The sequence below is a fragment of the Pseudomonas sp. JV241A genome, assembly GCF_900275665.1.
Taxonomy (GTDB): Bacteria; Pseudomonadota; Gammaproteobacteria; order Pseudomonadales; family Pseudomonadaceae; genus Aquipseudomonas; species Aquipseudomonas wadenswilerensis.
Map to the genome: position 1 here is coordinate 255,533 of NZ_OPYO01000037.1, position 16,712 is coordinate 272,244.

Below are 16,712 nucleotides of genomic sequence, written 5' to 3' on the forward strand. Positions count from 1 at the left end.
CTGGGAGCTGATTCAAGCGGGTCTTACTCTGGCCCATATTTACGTTAACGTAAAGGTCATGGCGAGATTGACAGCATCCGGCGGCAGGTTTACGTTAACGTAAAGGTTATAAGCCCCATCGCTGGCAAGCCAGCGATGAGGGCAGACACCACACCCTGATCCAAGAACAAATAGAAGGTGCCAGCATGCGTTATCCGACCCTGAACTTCGCCCTGGGCGAAACCATCGACATGCTTCGCGACCAGGTCCAGTCCTTCGTCGCCGCTGAACTGGCGCCGCGCGCCGCGCAGATCGACCAGGACAACCTGTTCCCCGCCGACATGTGGCGCAAGTTCGGCGACATGGGCCTGCTCGGCATCACCGTCCCGGAAGAATACGGCGGCGCCGGTCTCGGTTACCTGGCTCACGTGGTGGCCATGGAAGAAATCAGCCGCGGCTCGGCCTCGGTCGCCCTCTCCTACGGCGCCCACTCCAACCTCTGCGTCAACCAGATCAACCGCAACGGCAACGCCGAGCAGAAAGCCAAGTACCTGCCCAAGCTGATCAGCGGCGAGCACATCGGCGCCCTGGCCATGAGCGAACCCAACGCCGGCTCCGACGTGGTGTCGATGAAACTGCGCGCCGAACAGCGCGGCGACCATTTCGTCCTCAACGGCAGCAAGACCTGGATCACCAACGGCCCCGACGCCAACACCTATGTGATCTACGCCAAGACCGACCTTGAGAAAGGCGCCCACGGCATCACCGCCTTTATCGTCGAGCGCGACTGGAAGGGCTTCAGCCGCAGCAACAAGTTCGACAAGCTCGGCATGCGCGGCTCCAACACCTGCGAGCTGTTCTTCGACAACGTCGAAGTGCCCAAGGAGAACATCCTCGGCGTGCTCAACGGCGGCGTCAAAGTGCTGATGAGTGGCCTGGACTACGAGCGCGTGGTGCTCTCCGGCGGCCCGACCGGGATCATGCAGGCCTGCATGGACCTGGTGGTGCCCTACATCCACGACCGCAAGCAGTTCGGCCAGAGCATCGGCGAGTTCCAGCTGATCCAGGGCAAGATCGCCGACATGTACACCCAGCTCAACGCCGGCCGCGCCTACCTGTACGCCGTGGCCCAGGCCTGCGATCGCGCCGAAACCACGCGCAAGGACGCCGCCGGGGTCATCCTCTATACCGCCGAGCGCGCCACCCAGATGGCCCTTGAGGCAATCCAGATCCTGGGGGGCAACGGCTACATCAATGAATTCCCGGCCGGCCGCCTGCTGCGCGATGCCAAGCTCTACGAGATCGGCGCCGGCACCAGTGAGATCCGCCGGATGCTGATCGGCCGCGAACTGTTCAACGAAACCCGCTGAGCACAAGGAATCGCGCCATGGCTACCTTGCACACCCACATCAACCCGCGCTCGGCGGAATTCGCCACCAACAGCGCGGCCATGCTTGAACAGGTCAACGCCTTGCGCAGCCTGATCGCCCAGGTTCACCAGGGCGGCGGGCCCAAGGCCCAGGAGCGGCACACCTCGCGGGGCAAACTGCTGCCGCGCGATCGGATCGACCGCCTGCTCGACGCCGGCTCGCCGTTCCTCGAAATCGGCCAGCTGGCCGCCCATGAGGTGTACGGTGAAGACGTCCCGGCCGCTGGCGTGATCGCCGGCATCGGCCGGGTCGAAGGCGTCGAATGCATGATCGTCGCCAACGACGCTACGGTCAAAGGCGGCTCCTACTACCCGCTGACGGTGAAAAAACACCTGCGCGCCCAGGCCATCGCCCTGCAGAACCGCCTGCCGTGCCTGTACCTGGTGGACTCCGGCGGCGCCAACCTGCCGCGCCAGGATGAAGTGTTCCCCGACCGCGAGCACTTCGGGCGGATCTTCTTCAACCAGGCCAACATGAGCGCGCTCGGCATTCCGCAGATCGCCGTGGTCATGGGCTCGTGCACCGCCGGTGGCGCCTATGTGCCGGCGATGGCCGACGAAGCGATCATGGTCCGCCAGCAGGCGACGATCTTTCTCGCCGGCCCCCCGCTGGTCAAGGCCGCTACGGGTGAAGTGGTCAGCGCCGAAGACCTCGGTGGCGCCGACGTGCACTGCAAGACCAGCGGCGTGGCCGACCACTATGCCGACAACGACGAGCACGCCCTGGCCATCGCCCGGCGCTGCGTGGCCAACCTCAACTGGCACAAGCTCGGCGAGCTGCAGCAACGCGCCCCGGTGGCGCCGCTGTACAGCAGCGAAGAGCTGTACGGCGTGGTCCCGGCCGACGCCAAGCAGCCCTTCGATGTGCGCGAGGTGATCGCGCGGCTGGTCGACGGCTCGGTGTTCGATGAATTCAAGGCGCTGTTTGGTACCACCCTGGTGTGCGGCTTTGCCCACCTGCACGGATACCCCGTGGCGATCCTGGCCAACAACGGCATCCTCTTCGCGGAAGCGGCGCAAAAAGGCGCGCACTTCATCGAACTGGCCTGCCAGCGTGGCATCCCGCTGTTGTTCCTGCAGAACATCACCGGTTTCATGGTCGGCCAGAAGTACGAAGCCGGCGGCATCGCCAAGCACGGCGCCAAGCTGGTTACCGCCGTGGCCTGCGCCCAGGTGCCGAAGTTCACGGTGATCATCGGCGGCAGTTTCGGCGCCGGTAACTACGGCATGTGCGGCCGCGCCTACGACCCGCGCTTCCTGTGGATGTGGCCGAACGCGCGAATCGGCGTGATGGGCGCCGAACAGGCGGCCGGCGTGCTGGCCCAGGTCAAGCGCGAGCAGAGCGAGCGCAGTGGCCAGGCCTTCAGCGCCGAAGACGAAGCGCGCCTCAAGCAGCCGATCCTCGACCAGTACGAACACCAGGGCCACCCCTACTACTCCAGCGCGCGGCTGTGGGACGACGGCGTCATCGACCCGGCGCAAACCCGCGAGATCCTTGGCCTGGCGTTGTCTGCTGCCCTCAACGCACCGATCGAACAGAGCCGTTTCGGCATTTTCCGGATGTGACCATGAGCGACTTCAGTACCCTTGAACTGATCAAGGACCCCCGTGGTTTCGCCACCCTGTGGCTGAGCCGGGAAGACAAGAACAACGCTTTCAACGCACAGATGATCCGCGAGCTGATCATCGCCATCGACCACATCGGCGCCGACAGCAGCCTGCGTTTCGTATTGCTGCGTGGCCGTGGCCGGCACTTCAGCGCCGGCGCCGATCTGGCCTGGATGCAGCAGTCGGCAGCGCTGGACTACAACACCAATCTTGATGACGCCCGCGAGCTGGCCGAGCTGATGTACAACCTGGCCCGGCTCAAGGTGCCGACGTTGGCCGTGGTGCAAGGCGCAGCCTTTGGCGGCGCCCTGGGCTTGATCAGTTGCTGTGACATGGCCATTGGCGCCAGTGACGCGCAGCTGTGCCTGTCCGAGGTGCGCATCGGCCTGGCGCCGGCAGTGATCAGCCCGTTCGTGGTCCAGGCCATGGGCGAGCGCGCCGCGCGCCGCTACGCGCTGACCGCCGAACGCTTCAGTGGCGACCGCGCCCGTGAGCTGGGCCTGCTGGCCGAAGCCTACCCGGCCGCGGAGCTGGAACAGCAGGTCGGCATATGGATCGACAACCTGCTGCTCAACAGCCCGCAGGCCATGCGTGCCAGCAAGGAGCTGTTGCGTGAAGTCGGCCACGGCGAACTGACCCCGGCCATCCGCCGCTACTGCGAGAACGCCATCGCCCGCATCCGCGTCAGCCCCGAAGGCCAGGAAGGCTTGCGCGCTTTCCTGGAAAAACGCAGCCCGGCCTGGCAGAGCGAACCGTCGAACAAGGAGCCGCGCCCATGAGCCGCACCCCGTTGACCACCCTGCTGGTTGCCAACCGCGGCGAGATCGCCTGCCGGGTGATGCGCACCGCCAAGGCCCTGGGCCTGACCACCGTGGCCGTGCACAGCGCCATCGACCGTGAAGCGCGGCACAGCCGCGAAGCTGATATCCGCATCGACCTCGGCGGTGCCAAGGCGGCTGAAAGCTACCTGGACATCGACAAGCTGCTGGCCGCGGCAAAAGCCAGCGGCGCCCAAGCGATCCACCCCGGCTACGGCTTTTTGTCCGAAAACGCCGGCTTCGCCCGCGCCATCGAACAGGCCGGGCTGATCTTCCTCGGCCCACCGGCCAGCGCCATCGATGCCATGGGCAGCAAGTCGGCGGCCAAGGCCCTGATGGAACAGGCCGGCGTGCCACTGGTGCCGGGCTATCACGGCGAGGCCCAGGACCTGGAAACCTTCCGCGCCGCCGCCGAGAAGATCGGCTACCCGGTGCTGCTCAAGGCCACCGCCGGGGGCGGTGGCAAGGGCATGAAGGTAGTCGAACACGAAAGCCAGCTCGGCGAAGCCCTGGCCTCGGCCCAGCGTGAAGCGCAGTCGTCGTTCGGCGATGCGCGCATGCTGGTGGAAAAATACGTGCTCAAGCCCCGCCACGTGGAGATCCAGGTATTCGCCGACCAGCACGGCAACTGCCTGTACCTCAACGAGCGCGACTGCTCGATCCAGCGTCGGCACCAAAAGGTTGTCGAAGAAGCCCCTGCCCCGGGCCTGAGCAGCGCCCAGCGCCAGGCCATGGGCGAAGCGGCGGTCAAGGCGGCCCAGGCGATCGGCTATGTCGGCGCCGGCACCGTGGAGTTCCTGCTCGATGCCCGTGGCGAATTCTTCTTCATGGAGATGAACACGCGCCTGCAGGTCGAACACCCGGTTACCGAGGCGATCACCGGCCTCGACCTGGTGGCCTGGCAGATCCGCGTCGCCTGTGGCGAGCCGCTGCCGATCACCCAGAACCAGGTGCCGCTCAATGGCCACGCCATCGAAGTGCGCTTGTATGCCGAAGACCCGGCCAATGATTTTCTGCCGGCCACCGGTCACCTGGCGCTGTACCGCGAGTCGGCACCGGGCGAAGGACGGCGGGTCGACAGCGGCGTCAGCGAAGGCGACGACGTCTCGCCGTTCTACGACCCGATGCTCGGCAAACTGATCGCCTGGGGCGAAACCCGCGAGCAGGCCCGCCTGCGCTTGCTGGCGATGCTCGATGAGTTCGCCATTGGCGGGCTGAAGAGCAACATCGCCTTCCTGCGGCGCATCCTTGCCCACCCGGCATTTGCCGAGGCCGAGCTGGATACCGGGTTCATCCCGCGCTACCAGGAGCAGCTACTGCCTGCGCCACAAGCCTTGCCAGCGGCGTTCTGGCAGGCAGCGGCCGAAGCTTTCATCCAAAGCCAGCCGTTGCAACCGCGGACAGATGATCGTTATTCGCCGTGGGCAGCCAACAGCGGCTTTCGTGCCGGCGTTCCGTTGCAGATCAGCCTGCACCTGACCTGCAACGGTGAAGCCCAGGCCATCAACCTGAACCAGGCGGCGGCCTCGAACCTGAAGCTTGACGGCGAGCAACTGCTGATCGACCAGGACGGCTTGCGCCGTCGGCACCTGGCGATCCGCCGTGGCGAGACCCTGTACCTGCAATGGGATGGTGAGCTGCACAGCGTCAACCGCTATGACCCGATTGCCGAAGCCGACGCCAGCCACAGCCATCAGGGCGGCCTGGGCGCGCCCATGAACGGCAGCATCGTGCGGGTGCTGGTGGAGGTTGGCCAGGCAGTCGAAGCCGGTACGCAACTGGTGGTGCTGGAGGCCATGAAGATGGAACACAGCATCCGCGCGCCCCATGCCGGGACGGTCAAGGCACTGTTCTGCCAGGAAGGCGAGATGGTCAGTGAAGGAGCTGTGCTGGTGGAGCTGGAAGAGGCTTGAGGGCCTCATCGCGGGGCAAGCCCGCTCCCACAGTCCGGTGTGGGAGCGGGCTTGCCCCGCGATCAGATTCACCTCAAAACTTGACCAATGCCTGCACCACCACCCCCAGCAACTCACACTGCTCGGTGCACAAGGCCTTGGGATAGGTCGGGTTGAGCGGGCGCAAATAGCGCTGGCCACCCTCCTCGCTCAACTGGCGAAAACTCGTCGCCGTGCTGTCGGGCGAACGCGCGATCACCAGCTTGCCGGTTTCGGCCTCAAGCCCGGTATCGACCAGGATCAACATACCTTCCGGCACGCTCAAGCCCAGCGGCGCCGTCATCGCATCGCCTTCGACCTTGAGCCAGAACGCCCTCCCCTGTGCTTTATAGTCAGTTGACTGCAGCGCACGGTCTTCGGCCACCTCGACCTCGTCGAGATTGCCCCAAGCCAGAATTGGATAGCGAAAATACAGTTCGTGCTGTAGGCCATCGGCGCCAGTAACAGTAGTCGGATTGCCCGCGACTGCGTAGGAACCGTTGTTTTCCGCCACCTGGTGAGGGAAGACCATTTGCAGCGGCGGCAGGCCCACTTCCACCAGAATCTGGTTGAGCACCCTGAGTTTCGGCTCGCGCTCCTCGCGCAGCCAGTGGCCCACGGCGCCCTGGGTGACCCCGATGCGTTCGGCGAGATTTTCCTGCGTGACCTTCAGCTCACGCATCCTGGCTTTGACCAGGTCAGTCCATTTATCCATCGCTGGCACGATACGGACTGCCTCCTGGCGCTCAATACACATATTGTAGTATTTAAACAATAGTCATAACTACAGAGCGTATTAATATCTGTCGGCACCTTTCATTGCTTACCCAGATAGCAGGCAGCCGAATGAAACCGACATTTCCTGAAACGGACCTCAGCCTTGATTCCGAAGCATTAAGTAACAGTGATGCCGCCCGGCGTGCGCTGGACTACTACCTCAACCCGGCACCGGTGACGTTTGGCCCCGACGAACCGCTGCTGGTCGCCCGTCAAGGCCTCAGCGATGCCCAGGCGACCGCCCATGCCACCAACCTGTTGCGCTGCGCCGCCGCCACCGCCTGCGAATCAGCTGACGGCCTGCAAGGGGTGCCGCGCGACCTGGCGCTGGCGTCGATGCACATGATCAACATGGCCAGGGCCATGCTCGAGCGCACAGCGGCCAATCAGGACCAGGCCTGAGCATATTTCTGCAAGTTACGTGGAGAGTCGACCAAAAGCGGGTGTTGGTGTCCGCCGGTCAGGAGGGAGCGCATTCGGTAAAAGTTTTTTACGGAATGACAGAAAATTCATTTGACTTGCAAATGATAACGATTATTATTGCTCACAACTGGTCGCGAGACTGGTTGGATAACCTGAAAGCCCTTAGGTCGGACTCTCAGATTATCTCCTCATCAGGCTAATCACGGTTTTTGACCCGGCTTTTTGCCGGGTCTTTTTTTTGGTCTTCAGGCTAATGAAGATGGGTGTTGCTCGAATGGCCGCGATGATAGCAAATGTATGTCGCGCAGTGAATGGTTGTAACAGCGCTTTGCAGAATTAGCACTTGAGAATCAATCTCGTTACGAATAAGCTGGTGCAGCGTCACGGAAGACGCCCCCACTCCACTGACCAGCAAGGAGCTTGTACATGACCCGTCTGTTGCTGCCCCTTGAACACACTCCCCTTTCCCACGAGCTTGCCGACGATGCCTTGCTGCAGCGTCTGAAAAAACTGCCGCGTCGCGTTCAACAGGTATTCCTGCTCAGCCGCCTCGACCAACTGTCGTTCGCCAGCATCGCCGAGCGCCTCGACCTGCCCGCGATCACCGTTGAGCGCCACATGAACCAGGCGCTGCAGATTGCCCGCGAAGAACGCGACGCCCTGGCGAGCATCGCCGGCCAATGGTACGTGCGCCTGCAAAGCCCGCAGGTGACCGCCAGTGAACGCATCGATTTTCGCCGCTGGCTCGATAGCGCCCCCGAGCACCGCGAAGCCTTCCATGCCACCGAACTGCGCTGGCGCACCTTGCTGGCCCCGGCCCGCCAGCTGGGCGAGGACGGCTGGTACCGGCAACCACGGGCAGCCTTGTCGCTGGGTGGTTGCTCGGTGGCCATCGGCCTGGGCCTGGCCGCCTTGGCAGCGATCGGTTTCTGGTCCTGAGCCAGGCGTGTAGAGTAGTTGCCACAACAACTCTACATGGAGCCTGGTGATGACCGTGACGCTGTCCCCCCTGCACATCGACTGCGATTTCGATTCCGGCAACATCCTCGTCAAGGATGCCAGTGACCCCAAGCGGGTGCGCCTGGATATCCGCCCCGACACCAGCAGCGACCACTTCCAGTGGTTCCACTTCAAGGCTGCGGGGCTGACCCCGGGCCAGACCCATGGGTTCAGCCTGGAAAACGCCGGCGCCTCGTCCTACCACGAGGCCTGGAGCGGTTACCAGGCCGTGGCCTCCTACGACCAGCAACAGTGGTTCCGGGTGCCCACTACTTTCGATGGCAAGGCCCTGAACTTCAGCCTCAAGGCCGAGCAGCCCCAGGCCTGGTTCGCCTACTTCGAGCCCTACCCGCGCGCGCGCCACAACCAGTTGATCGAGCGTGCCAGCACCCTCCCAGGTGTCGAACTGCTGGCCACCGGCCGCAGTGTCGAAGGCCGCGACATCCAGTTGCTGCGTGCCGGCAGCGGTGCGCCGGGCAAGCGCAAACTGTGGATCATCGCCCAGCAGCACCCGGGCGAGCACATGGCCGAATGGTTCATGGAAGGGGTGATCGACCGCCTGCAACACAATGACCCGACCATCCAGGCATTGCTCCAGGAAGCCGACCTGTACCTGATTGCCAACATGAACCCCGACGGCGCCATCCATGGCCACCTGCGCACCAATGCCAAGGGCCAGGACCTGAACCGCGCCTGGCAGGATGCAAGCATCGACAAAAGCCCGGAAGTGTTCTTCGCCCAGCAGCAAATGAAGCTGCATGGCGTCGACCTGTTCCTCGACGTGCATGGCGACGAAGAAATCCCCCACGTGTTCACCGCTGGCTGCGAAGGCAACCCCGGCTACAACGCGCGTATCGCCGCACTGGAAGCCACCTTCCGCGACAGCCTGTGCAAGCGCACCGTGGACTTTCAGCAGGTGCATGGCTATCCGCTTTCCGCTCCTGGCCAGGCCAACATGACCCTGGCCTGCAACAGCGTCGGCCAGGCCCATGACTGCCTGTCGCTGACCCTGGAAATGCCGTTCAAGGACCACGACGACGCACCCAATGCCGAGACCGGCTGGAACGGCCTGCGCAGCAAGGACCTGGCCAGCGCCGTGCTCGATGTGTTCGGGCAGATGGCCGGCACCCTGCGCTAACCCTGCTGGCGAGCAGGATCAACCGCCCTGGCAGGCAAAGCAAAGACCTGCCAGGGCCTTCCCACCCTAAATGACGGCCACCAACGCCGCCGTTTAGGAACCCGTGCCATGACCACCCGCCTCCTCCCTTCGCTCAAGGCAACCGGCCTGTGCCTGCTGCTTGTCCTGCCCCCGGTTCAGGCCCTTGAGCTGTATACCGATGACGATACTCACCTGAATGCCAACTTCCTCGCCGTGTATGGCCTGTTCAACAGCCGCAAGAACTACGACGGCACCGGCGGCGGCTCGACCTGGCGCGAGGGCTTCATCAATTATGGCGTCAGCGCCGACCAACGCCTGGGCGAGCTGGGCACGGTCTACGGCACCGCCAACCTGGTCAGCTCGGCCACCTGGGGCGACGGCGATGCCGCCGGCATCAGCGATGGCAGCGAACGCACCACCAAGTTCGACGAAGCCTTCGCCGGCTGGCGCTCGGGCAAGCTGATCCCGGCCCTGGGTGACGATGGCCTGGACCTGTCGTTCGGCCGCCAGGTCATCACCCTCGGCGATGGTTTCATCATCAACGACGACGGCCTGAACTTCGGCAAGGGCCCGGCCGATGGCGAGCTCAATCGCGGCGGCGCCTATTACCTGGCCGCCCGCCACGCCTTCGACAAGACCGCAGTGCTGCGCCTGGGTGGCAAGGATGGCCTGCACGGCAGCCTGCTGTGGATGAAGTCGGACAACCGCGCCCAGGCCAACAGCGAACTGGCTGCCAGCACCCTGGCCTACAGCGCCGCCCCCGGCACCCTGGAGCTGACCTACATCCGCGGCTTGAATGTCGATGATCGTTACGCCAGCGAATTGCAGAAACAGCGCGAAGGCATGGACATCTACAGCCTGCGCGGCGCCGGTAACGCCGGGGTCGATAACGCGCATTTTGCCTTCGAGTACGCCTGGCAAAACAAGGACGCAGGGCCGGAGAAAGCCTGGTATGCCGAAGCCGGCTACACCTTCGCCGAACTGCCCTGGCGCCCGGACCTGACCTACCGCTACAGCCGTTATTCCGAAGGTTGGGACGCGATGTTCAACGGCATGAACCGCGGCTACGGCACCTGGTTCCAGGGCGAGGTCACAGGCAACTATTCAGGCCCGTTCAACAGCAACAACGATGTGCACTTTGTCGGCCTCAAGGCTACCCCGGTCGAGGCGCTGACCCTCGGCGTGCTGCTGTTCAACTACAAGACCCTGCACGAGCGCGACAGCCTCAACCTCGATGGTCGCGAGCTGGACCTGTACGCCGAATGGGCGGTAAGCGAGCACCTGATCATCAGCCCGCTGCTGGGCCTGTACCAGCCGCGCAAGAGCAGCGATAACGGTGGCAACCAGGTGGGCGGCAACGGCACCAACGTCTACAGCCAGTTGACCATTGCCGTGCCGTTTTAAGCGGTGCCGTGGGCCTTGTGCTTGAGTTTTTCAGTATCGACGCGGACGAACACCGAGTCAGCGGTGACGGTCAGCACGTCGTCGGCCCAGACTTCGCAGATCACCCGGGTCTTGCGCCCGACTTCGCCTTCGACCCGGGCCTTGAGCAGCAGTTCGACGCCCATGGGCGTGGGCTTGAGGTAAGTCAGGTTGAGCTGGCCGGTGACGCAGTCGATGCGCGGCAGGCTGCCGGGCTCCCGGCCTTCTGCACGGTAGTGGTAGGCCATGGCGGTCCAGTTGGAATGGCAGTCGACCAGCATGGCGAGCAAGCCGCCATACACCAGCCCCGGCCAACCAAGGAAGGTGCTGTCCGGCGAATGGCGGCACAGCAGGTGGATACCGTCGGCTTCCCAGTGACTCTTCAGGTGCAGGCCGCTGGGGTGGGAACAGCCGCAGCCGTAGCAGACGCCTTCGGGGGCGGCCAGTTCCTGCAGGGATAAGGCTTGGGTACTCATAGGCTTCCTGATTGTCTGTTATTGGTGGGAAAGCGACCCCGATAGTAACGCCGCACAACGAAAAAGCCCATGAACCGGTCATGGGCTTTTGCCTTGCCAGGCGCAGCGCTAGAGGCCTTTGCCCGATACCGCCGGGCTGCCGACCGGCTCGTTGGCCGGCGTTTTGCGCCGGGTCAGCGAGATCAGCAGGATGGCCAGGGTCACACCGGCGGTCATCAGGGTTTCATAGCGGTAGGCCGGGCTGATCAGCATGTAGCCGAGCACCAGCGTGATCAGGCCGATCACCAGCCAGGTCAGCCACGGGAACAGCCACATCTTGAACGCAAGCTCGGTGCCCTGGCGATCAGTAATGGCGCGCATGCGCAGCTGCGACACAGCGATCACCAGGTACACCAGCAAGGCGATGGCGCCGGTGGTCGACAGCAGGAAGCCGAAGACCTTGCCGGGGAACACGTAGTTGACCAGGCAACCGGCGAACCCGGCGAAGGTCGAAAGGATCACTGCCACGGTCGGCACGCCATTGCCGGAGATGCGCTTGGTGATCTTCAGCGCTTCGCCGCGCGAGCCCAGCGAGTAGAGCATGCGCGAGGCGGTGTAGAGGCCCGAGTTCATGCAGCTGGTCACCGCCACCAGCACCACCAGGTCGACCATCAGTTTGGCGCCCGGCACATTGAGCACTTCCAGCACGCGCTGGAACGAACCCACCGCCTTGAGGCCCGGGTCGTTCCAGGCCACCAGCGAAACGATGAAGAAGATCGAGACGATGTAGAAGATCGCGATGCGGTACACCACCAGGTTGGTGGCCTTGCGGATCTTGTCCTTGGGGTTGGAGGTTTCGTCGGCAGCGATGGTGACGATCTCGGCGCCGAAGAACGAGAAGATGGTCACCAGCACACCACCGAGCACCGCGCCAAAGCCATTGGGCATGAAGCCCCCGGTCGCCCACAGTTGCTGCACGCCCGAGACTTCGGCCAGTGGCCAGAAGCCGAACACCGCCAGGGTGCAGACGCCGATGAAGGCGAGAATGGCAATGACCTTGATCAGGGCGAACCAGTATTCGAATTCACCGAAGTTCTTCACGCTGATCAGGTTGGTGCCCGACAGCACGATCATGATCAGGAAGGCGAACAGCCACGACGGCACACCGGGAAAGTACGCATGCAGGATATCGGCGCCGGCGATCGCCTCGACCGGAATGATCAGCACCCAGAACCACCAGTACAACCAGCCAATGGTAAACCCGGCCCAGGGCCCGATGGCCTGGCTGGCGTAGGTGGAGAACGAGCCGCTGTTGGGATTGGCGATGGCCATTTCCCCGAGCATGCGCATGACCAGCAGCACCAGCAGGCCGGTCATGGTGTAAGAGATCAGAATGGCCGGCCCGGCCGTGGCGATGGCGGTGGACGAGCCAATGAACAACCCGGCACCGATGATCCCGGCAATGGAGATCATCGACACCTGGCGCGAGGTCAGACCGTGTTGCAGCGAACGCTGTTTCTTTTGTTGTAGCGATGCCATGGGTAACCCTCAACTGGTAGGGTGAAAGCGGTTTTTATTGTTCCACTGGCGGGATCGGTGGCGCGGCCATCGCTGGCAAGCCAGCTCCCACAGAGTCCTTGTGGGAGCTGGCTTGCCAGCGATGGGGCCGACTCGGTAATCAGTCGAACACAATCCCCTGCGCCAACGGCAGCTCACGGGAATAGTTCACGGTATTGGTCTGCCGACGCATGTAGGCCTTCCACGAATCCGAGCCCGACTCACGGCCACCGCCGGTTTCCTTCTCACCGCCAAATGCCCCGCCAATCTCCGCACCGCTGGTGCCGATGTTGACGTTGGCAATCCCGCAGTCACTGCCTGCCGCACTCTGGAAGCGCTCGGCTTCACGCAGGTCGGTGGTGAAGATGCACGACGACAGACCTTGCGGCACTTCGTTGTTCAGGCGCAGGGCTTCGTCGAATTCGTCGTAGGTCAGCACGTAGAGGATCGGTGCGAAAGTTTCATGACGAACCACGGCGCTCTGCGCGGGCATCTCGGCAATAGCTGGAGAAACGTAGTAGGCATTCGGGTACTGGTCCTGAAGCTGCCGCTCACCACCAAACACCTGGCCGCCTTCATCGCGGGCGCGGGCCAACGCATCCTGCATGCCTTCAAACGAAGCCTTGTCGATCAGCGGGCCGACCAGGTTGTCTTTACGTGGATCACCGATGCGTACCTTGGCGTATGCGGCTTTGACCCGGGCCACCACTTCGTCCTTGATCGAACGATGAACGATCAGCCGGCGCAGGGTGGTGCAACGCTGGCCCGCAGTGCCAACGGCGCTGAACAAGATGCCGCGCACGGCCAGGTCGAGGTCGGCGCTGGGCGCGAGGATCATCGCGTTGTTGCCACCCAGCTCGAGGATGCTGCGACCGAAACGCGCGGCCACACGCGGGCCGACTTCACGGCCCATGCGGGTGCTGCCGGTGGCGCTGACCAGCGGCACGCGCGGGTCGTCGACCAGGGCTTCGCCGGCATCGCGATCACCGATGATCAGCTGGCTCAGGCCTTCTGGCGCTTCGCCAAAGGCTTTCAGGGCTTTTTCGAACAGCGCCTGGCAGGCCAGCGCGGTCAGCGGGGTTTTCTCCGACGGCTTCCACACCACGGCGTTGCCACACACCAGTGCCAGGGTGGTGTTCCAGGCCCAGACCGCGACCGGGAAGTTGAAGGCGCTGATCACCCCGACCACTCCCAGCGGATGCCAGGTTTCACGCATGTGGTGGCCCGGGCGCTCGGAGGCGATGGTCAGGCCGTACAGCTGACGCGACAGACCGACGGCGAAGTCGCAGATATCGATCATTTCCTGCACTTCGCCCAGGCCTTCCTGGGTGATCTTGCCGGCTTCGATCGACACCAGCTCACCGAGTTCGGCCTTGTGCTTGCGCAGTACTTCGCCAAACAGGCGGATCAACTCACCGCGACGCGGGGCCGGAACGTTGCGCCAAGCCTGGAAGGCTTGTTCAGCCTGATCGATCTTGGCGGTCACCTGGGCTTTGCTTTCCAGGTGCACCGAGGCAATCGCGCTGCCATCGATAGGGGTGTGAACGGGATGGTTGCCATGGGTGTAGGCAGTAGTGGGAACACCGAGGCGGTCAAGCAGTCCATCAACCATTTTCTTCTCCTGCATGCGATGAGTGGTTGAAATAGTGATAGGGATCAGTATTAATCCGATCACTCTGGCGCAACAAACGACCTTTATTCTGCATATCATTCCGCCAGGTAATGATCTACTGGCTTAGAGACCGCTATGTCCAAACGTCTGGTGCCATCGATGGCCGCCCTGCAGTGTTTCGAGGCTGCCGCCCGGCACCTGAGCTTCACCCGCGCCGCCGAAGAGCTGCACCTGACCCAGAGCGCGGTGAGCAAGCAGGTGGCCCAGCTTGAAGAGATGCTCCGCCATCACCTGTTCCTGCGGATCCGCCGGCGCCTGCAACTGACTCCAGCAGGCGCGCTGTACCTGGCCGAGGTCAACAAGATTCTCACCCAGGTCGATATGTCCAGCCGTTACATCATGTCCTACGGCGAACAGACCGAAGTCCTCAAGGTAGCCACTCAACCGAGCTTTGGCGTGCGCTGGCTGATCCCGCACCTCAAAGGCTTCGGCAAGCAGCACCCGAACATCCACCTCGACATCCGCAACGAGATGGAGCCCTTTGCCCTGCTGCAGGCCACTGCCGACGTGGTGTTCTTCTTTGGTCAGGGCACCTGGCCGGGGGCCACCTGCATCGAGCTGTTCGGCGAGGAAGTGCTGCCGGTGTGCGCACCGGAACTGTTGCAGGGGCGCACGCTCAAGGACGCCAGCGAACTGGCCGAGCTGGTGCTGCTGCAAAGCACTTCGCGTCCGGAGGCCTGGCACGAGTGGTTTCTCGAGCAAGGCCTGCATTCGGCCAACAGTTATCACGGGCCGCGCTTCGATACCTTCTATATGAGCCTCAGCGCTGCCCAGTCCGGCTGCGGCGTGGCCCTGGTGCCGCGCTATCTGGTGGCCCAGGAACTGGCCGAAGGCAAATTGATCGTGCCCTGGCAGCACAGCATGCGCAGCAATGGCGCGCATTTCCTGGCGTTTTCCGAGCATGCGGCGGAGGTGCCGAAGGTACGCGCGTTGGTCGATTGGATTCGGGCGGAGCTGGACCTGCAAGGTTGATAATTTTTGGAATGACAGATCGACTTTTTTTCGCTTGTGCGAGCACTGCATTCCTCGCTTTCATGTAAGGGTGCCCACTTACCAGGAAGCTTTCGATGCCCGCTCAAGATTTCGTCAGCCCGGACAGCATTCGCGCGCAGTTCTCGGCCGCCATGTCGCTCATGTACAAGCAAGAGGTGCCGCTGTACGGCACGCTGCTGTCACTGGTGAGCGAAATCAATCAGCAGGTCATGACCCAGCAACCCGAGGTTGCCCAGGCCCTGCGCTGGACCGGTGAAATCGAGCGCCTCGACCAGGAACGCCACGGCGCCATTCGCGTCGGCACCGCCGAAGAGCTGGCAACCATCGGCCGCCTGTTCGCGGTGATGGGCATGCAACCAGTGGGGTACTACGACCTCAGCAGCGCCGGTGTACCGGTGCATTCCACCGCCTTTCGCGCCGTGCACGAGCAATCGCTGCACATCAGCCCGTTCCGGGTCTTCACCTCGCTGCTGCGCCTGGAGCTGATCGACAACCCGGCGCTGCGTGAGCTGTCGCGCGAGATTCTCGCCCGCCGGCAAATCTTCACCCCGCGTGCGTTGCAGTTGATCGAGCAATTCGAGCGCGATGGTGGCCTGAATGCCGACGATGCCCTGGCGTTTGTCGACGAAGCCCTGCACACCTTCCGCTGGCACCGGGACGCCACGGTGACCGCCGAGCAGTACCAGCAACTACACGACCAGCACCGCCTGATTGCCGATGTGGTGGCCTTCAAGGGCCCGCACATCAATCACCTGACTCCGCGCACCCTGGACATCGATGCCATCCAGCTGGGCATGCCGGCCAAAGGTATTCCGCCCAAGGCCGTAATCGAAGGCCCGCCACCGCGTCGCTGCCCGATACTGCTGCGTCAGACTAGTTTCAAGGCGCTGCAGGAGAAGGTCGCGTTCACTGATCAGCAGGGTGAAGGCAGTGGCAGCCATACCGCGCGCTTTGGCGAGATCGAGCAACGGGGTGCAGCACTGACGCCAAAAGGTCGCCAGCTTTATGACCAATTGCTCGATGCCGCCCGCACGGCGCTGGGTGGCGTTCCCGCCGAGGCCAATGCCGAGCGCTACATGAGTCTGCTCAGCGACAGCTTCAAGGCCTTCCCGGATGACCTGGCGCAGATGCGGGAGCAGGCGCTGGCGTACTTCCGCTACTTCCCGACCGAACGCGGGTTGGCGGCGCGTGGTGAAGCGCAGCGGCCGACTTCATTGCAGGGGCTGATCGACGCTGGGCATGTTCACTTTGAAGCGCTGGTGTACGAGGATTTTCTGCCGGTCAGTGCGGCGGGGATTTTCCAGTCGAACCTGGGCGATGATGCGCAGAACGAGTACGGCAGCAATGCCAACCGCGAAGCCTTCGAACAGGCGCTGGGCAAACCGGTGCAGGATGAGCTGGGGTTGTACGCCGAGAGTGAGCGGCGATCGTTGATGGCCTGTGCGCAGGCGCTGGGCCTGTCGCAGCTGTAGGAACCCAGGGCTGCTACG

The 16,712-nt window shown here is 63.4% G+C and carries 14 protein-coding genes; 10 read left to right on the plus strand and 4 right to left on the minus strand.

What is annotated here, in order from left to right:
- The first annotated feature begins 185 nt into the window (after nucleotides 1-185).
- From JV241A_RS25975 to JV241A_RS25990, 4 genes are read left to right on the plus strand one after another with little or no spacing between them, the layout of a single operon-like run.
- Nucleotides 186-1,349, plus strand: a complete 1,164-nt coding sequence (locus JV241A_RS25975) for an isovaleryl-CoA dehydrogenase (protein WP_010223751.1) — start codon at nucleotides 186-188, stop codon at nucleotides 1,347-1,349.
- Nucleotides 1,350-1,366: 17 nt separating this feature from the next.
- Entirely contained in the window at nucleotides 1,367-2,974 is a 1,608-nt protein-coding gene (locus JV241A_RS25980; protein WP_115086902.1) for a carboxyl transferase domain-containing protein, read from the plus strand.
- Nucleotides 2,975-2,976: 2 nt separating this feature from the next.
- On the plus strand, nucleotides 2,977-3,795 hold the full coding sequence (locus JV241A_RS25985) for a gamma-carboxygeranoyl-CoA hydratase (protein WP_115086903.1): 819 nt from the start codon (nucleotides 2,977-2,979) through the stop codon (nucleotides 3,793-3,795).
- Nucleotides 3,792-5,747: an acetyl/propionyl/methylcrotonyl-CoA carboxylase subunit alpha gene (locus JV241A_RS25990; protein ID WP_134065180.1), complete on the plus strand. Its 1,956-nt coding sequence runs from the start codon at nucleotides 3,792-3,794 to the stop codon at nucleotides 5,745-5,747. Before JV241A_RS25985 ends, JV241A_RS25990 begins: the two co-directional genes overlap by 4 nt.
- A gap of 73 nt (nucleotides 5,748-5,820) precedes the next feature.
- Here JV241A_RS25990 and JV241A_RS25995 read toward each other — a convergent pair whose 3' ends face one another.
- The gene (locus tag JV241A_RS25995; RefSeq protein ID WP_233674558.1) at nucleotides 5,821-6,480 is read right to left on the minus strand and encodes a LexA family transcriptional regulator; all 660 of its coding nucleotides are present in this window, start codon (nucleotides 6,478-6,480) and stop codon (nucleotides 5,821-5,823) included.
- Between the two features lie 131 nt (nucleotides 6,481-6,611).
- Here JV241A_RS25995 and JV241A_RS26000 point away from each other — a divergent pair, with 131 nt between their 5' ends.
- The 4 genes from JV241A_RS26000 to JV241A_RS26015 all read left to right on the plus strand — a co-directional run bounded on the left by JV241A_RS26000 (nucleotide 6,612) and on the right by JV241A_RS26015 (nucleotide 10,527).
- Nucleotides 6,612-6,944, plus strand: coding sequence for a DUF3077 domain-containing protein (locus JV241A_RS26000; protein ID WP_115086906.1), 333 nt, complete (start codon nucleotides 6,612-6,614; stop codon nucleotides 6,942-6,944).
- Between the two features lie 447 nt (nucleotides 6,945-7,391).
- Nucleotides 7,392-7,904, plus strand: a complete 513-nt coding sequence (locus tag JV241A_RS26005; protein ID WP_115086907.1) for a DUF4880 domain-containing protein — start codon at nucleotides 7,392-7,394, stop codon at nucleotides 7,902-7,904.
- A gap of 49 nt (nucleotides 7,905-7,953) precedes the next feature.
- Nucleotides 7,954-9,102, plus strand: a complete 1,149-nt coding sequence (locus tag JV241A_RS26010; RefSeq protein WP_115086908.1) for a M14-type cytosolic carboxypeptidase — start codon at nucleotides 7,954-7,956, stop codon at nucleotides 9,100-9,102.
- Between the two features lie 108 nt (nucleotides 9,103-9,210).
- A complete protein-coding gene (locus JV241A_RS26015) occupies nucleotides 9,211-10,527 on the plus strand; it encodes a hypothetical protein (RefSeq protein WP_134065182.1) in 1,317 nt (438 codons plus the stop codon).
- On the opposite strand, the gene JV241A_RS26020 is transcribed toward JV241A_RS26015, so the two are convergent.
- From JV241A_RS26020 to JV241A_RS26030, 3 genes are all read right to left on the minus strand, one after another.
- Nucleotides 10,524-11,021, minus strand: coding sequence for a PaaI family thioesterase (locus JV241A_RS26020; RefSeq protein ID WP_134065184.1), 498 nt, complete (start codon nucleotides 11,019-11,021; stop codon nucleotides 10,524-10,526). The genes JV241A_RS26015 and JV241A_RS26020 overlap by 4 nt on opposite strands.
- A 108-nt stretch (nucleotides 11,022-11,129) precedes the next feature.
- On the minus strand, nucleotides 11,130-12,539 hold the full coding sequence (locus tag JV241A_RS26025; protein WP_134065186.1) for an amino acid permease: 1,410 nt from the start codon (nucleotides 12,537-12,539) through the stop codon (nucleotides 11,130-11,132).
- 139 nt (nucleotides 12,540-12,678) lie between these two features.
- Entirely contained in the window at nucleotides 12,679-14,169 is a 1,491-nt protein-coding gene (locus JV241A_RS26030) for an aldehyde dehydrogenase family protein (protein ID WP_134065188.1), read from the minus strand.
- Between the two features lie 135 nt (nucleotides 14,170-14,304).
- On the opposite strand from JV241A_RS26030, the gene JV241A_RS26035 reads away from it, so the two are divergent.
- Together JV241A_RS26035 and JV241A_RS26040 are read left to right on the plus strand one after the other, a co-directional pair.
- Entirely contained in the window at nucleotides 14,305-15,201 is an 897-nt protein-coding gene (locus JV241A_RS26035; RefSeq protein WP_115084707.1) for a LysR family transcriptional regulator, read from the plus strand.
- A gap of 95 nt (nucleotides 15,202-15,296) precedes the next feature.
- Nucleotides 15,297-16,694 carry a VOC family protein gene (locus JV241A_RS26040; protein WP_134065190.1) on the plus strand — a complete coding sequence of 466 codons (1,398 nt, stop codon included), beginning with the start codon at nucleotides 15,297-15,299 and terminating at the stop codon, nucleotides 16,692-16,694.
- The last annotated feature ends 18 nt before the right edge of the window (nucleotides 16,695-16,712 follow it).

What these genes read in the sequence shown, in the direction of transcription:
- JV241A_RS26035 (WP_115084707.1), top strand. Translation starts at nt 14,305, where the DNA reads ATGTCCAAACGTCTGGTGCCATCGATGGCCGCCCTGCAGTGTTTCGAG.
- JV241A_RS25995 (WP_233674558.1), bottom strand. Translation starts at nt 6,480, where the DNA reads ATGGATAAATGGACTGACCTGGTCAAAGCCAGGATGCGTGAGCTGAAG.
- JV241A_RS25980 (WP_115086902.1), top strand. Translation starts at nt 1,367, where the DNA reads ATGGCTACCTTGCACACCCACATCAACCCGCGCTCGGCGGAATTCGCC.
- JV241A_RS26015 (WP_134065182.1), top strand. Translation starts at nt 9,211, where the DNA reads ATGACCACCCGCCTCCTCCCTTCGCTCAAGGCAACCGGCCTGTGCCTG.
- JV241A_RS25975 (WP_010223751.1), top strand. Translation starts at nt 186, where the DNA reads ATGCGTTATCCGACCCTGAACTTCGCCCTGGGCGAAACCATCGACATG.
- JV241A_RS26040 (WP_134065190.1), top strand. Translation starts at nt 15,297, where the DNA reads ATGCCCGCTCAAGATTTCGTCAGCCCGGACAGCATTCGCGCGCAGTTC.
- JV241A_RS25990 (WP_134065180.1), top strand. Translation starts at nt 3,792, where the DNA reads ATGAGCCGCACCCCGTTGACCACCCTGCTGGTTGCCAACCGCGGCGAG.
- JV241A_RS26005 (WP_115086907.1), top strand. Translation starts at nt 7,392, where the DNA reads ATGACCCGTCTGTTGCTGCCCCTTGAACACACTCCCCTTTCCCACGAG.
- JV241A_RS26020 (WP_134065184.1), bottom strand. Translation starts at nt 11,021, where the DNA reads ATGAGTACCCAAGCCTTATCCCTGCAGGAACTGGCCGCCCCCGAAGGC.
- JV241A_RS26030 (WP_134065188.1), bottom strand. Translation starts at nt 14,169, where the DNA reads ATGGTTGATGGACTGCTTGACCGCCTCGGTGTTCCCACTACTGCCTAC.
- JV241A_RS26010 (WP_115086908.1), top strand. Translation starts at nt 7,954, where the DNA reads ATGACCGTGACGCTGTCCCCCCTGCACATCGACTGCGATTTCGATTCC.
- JV241A_RS25985 (WP_115086903.1), top strand. Translation starts at nt 2,977, where the DNA reads ATGAGCGACTTCAGTACCCTTGAACTGATCAAGGACCCCCGTGGTTTC.
- JV241A_RS26025 (WP_134065186.1), bottom strand. Translation starts at nt 12,539, where the DNA reads ATGGCATCGCTACAACAAAAGAAACAGCGTTCGCTGCAACACGGTCTG.
- JV241A_RS26000 (WP_115086906.1), top strand. Translation starts at nt 6,612, where the DNA reads ATGAAACCGACATTTCCTGAAACGGACCTCAGCCTTGATTCCGAAGCA.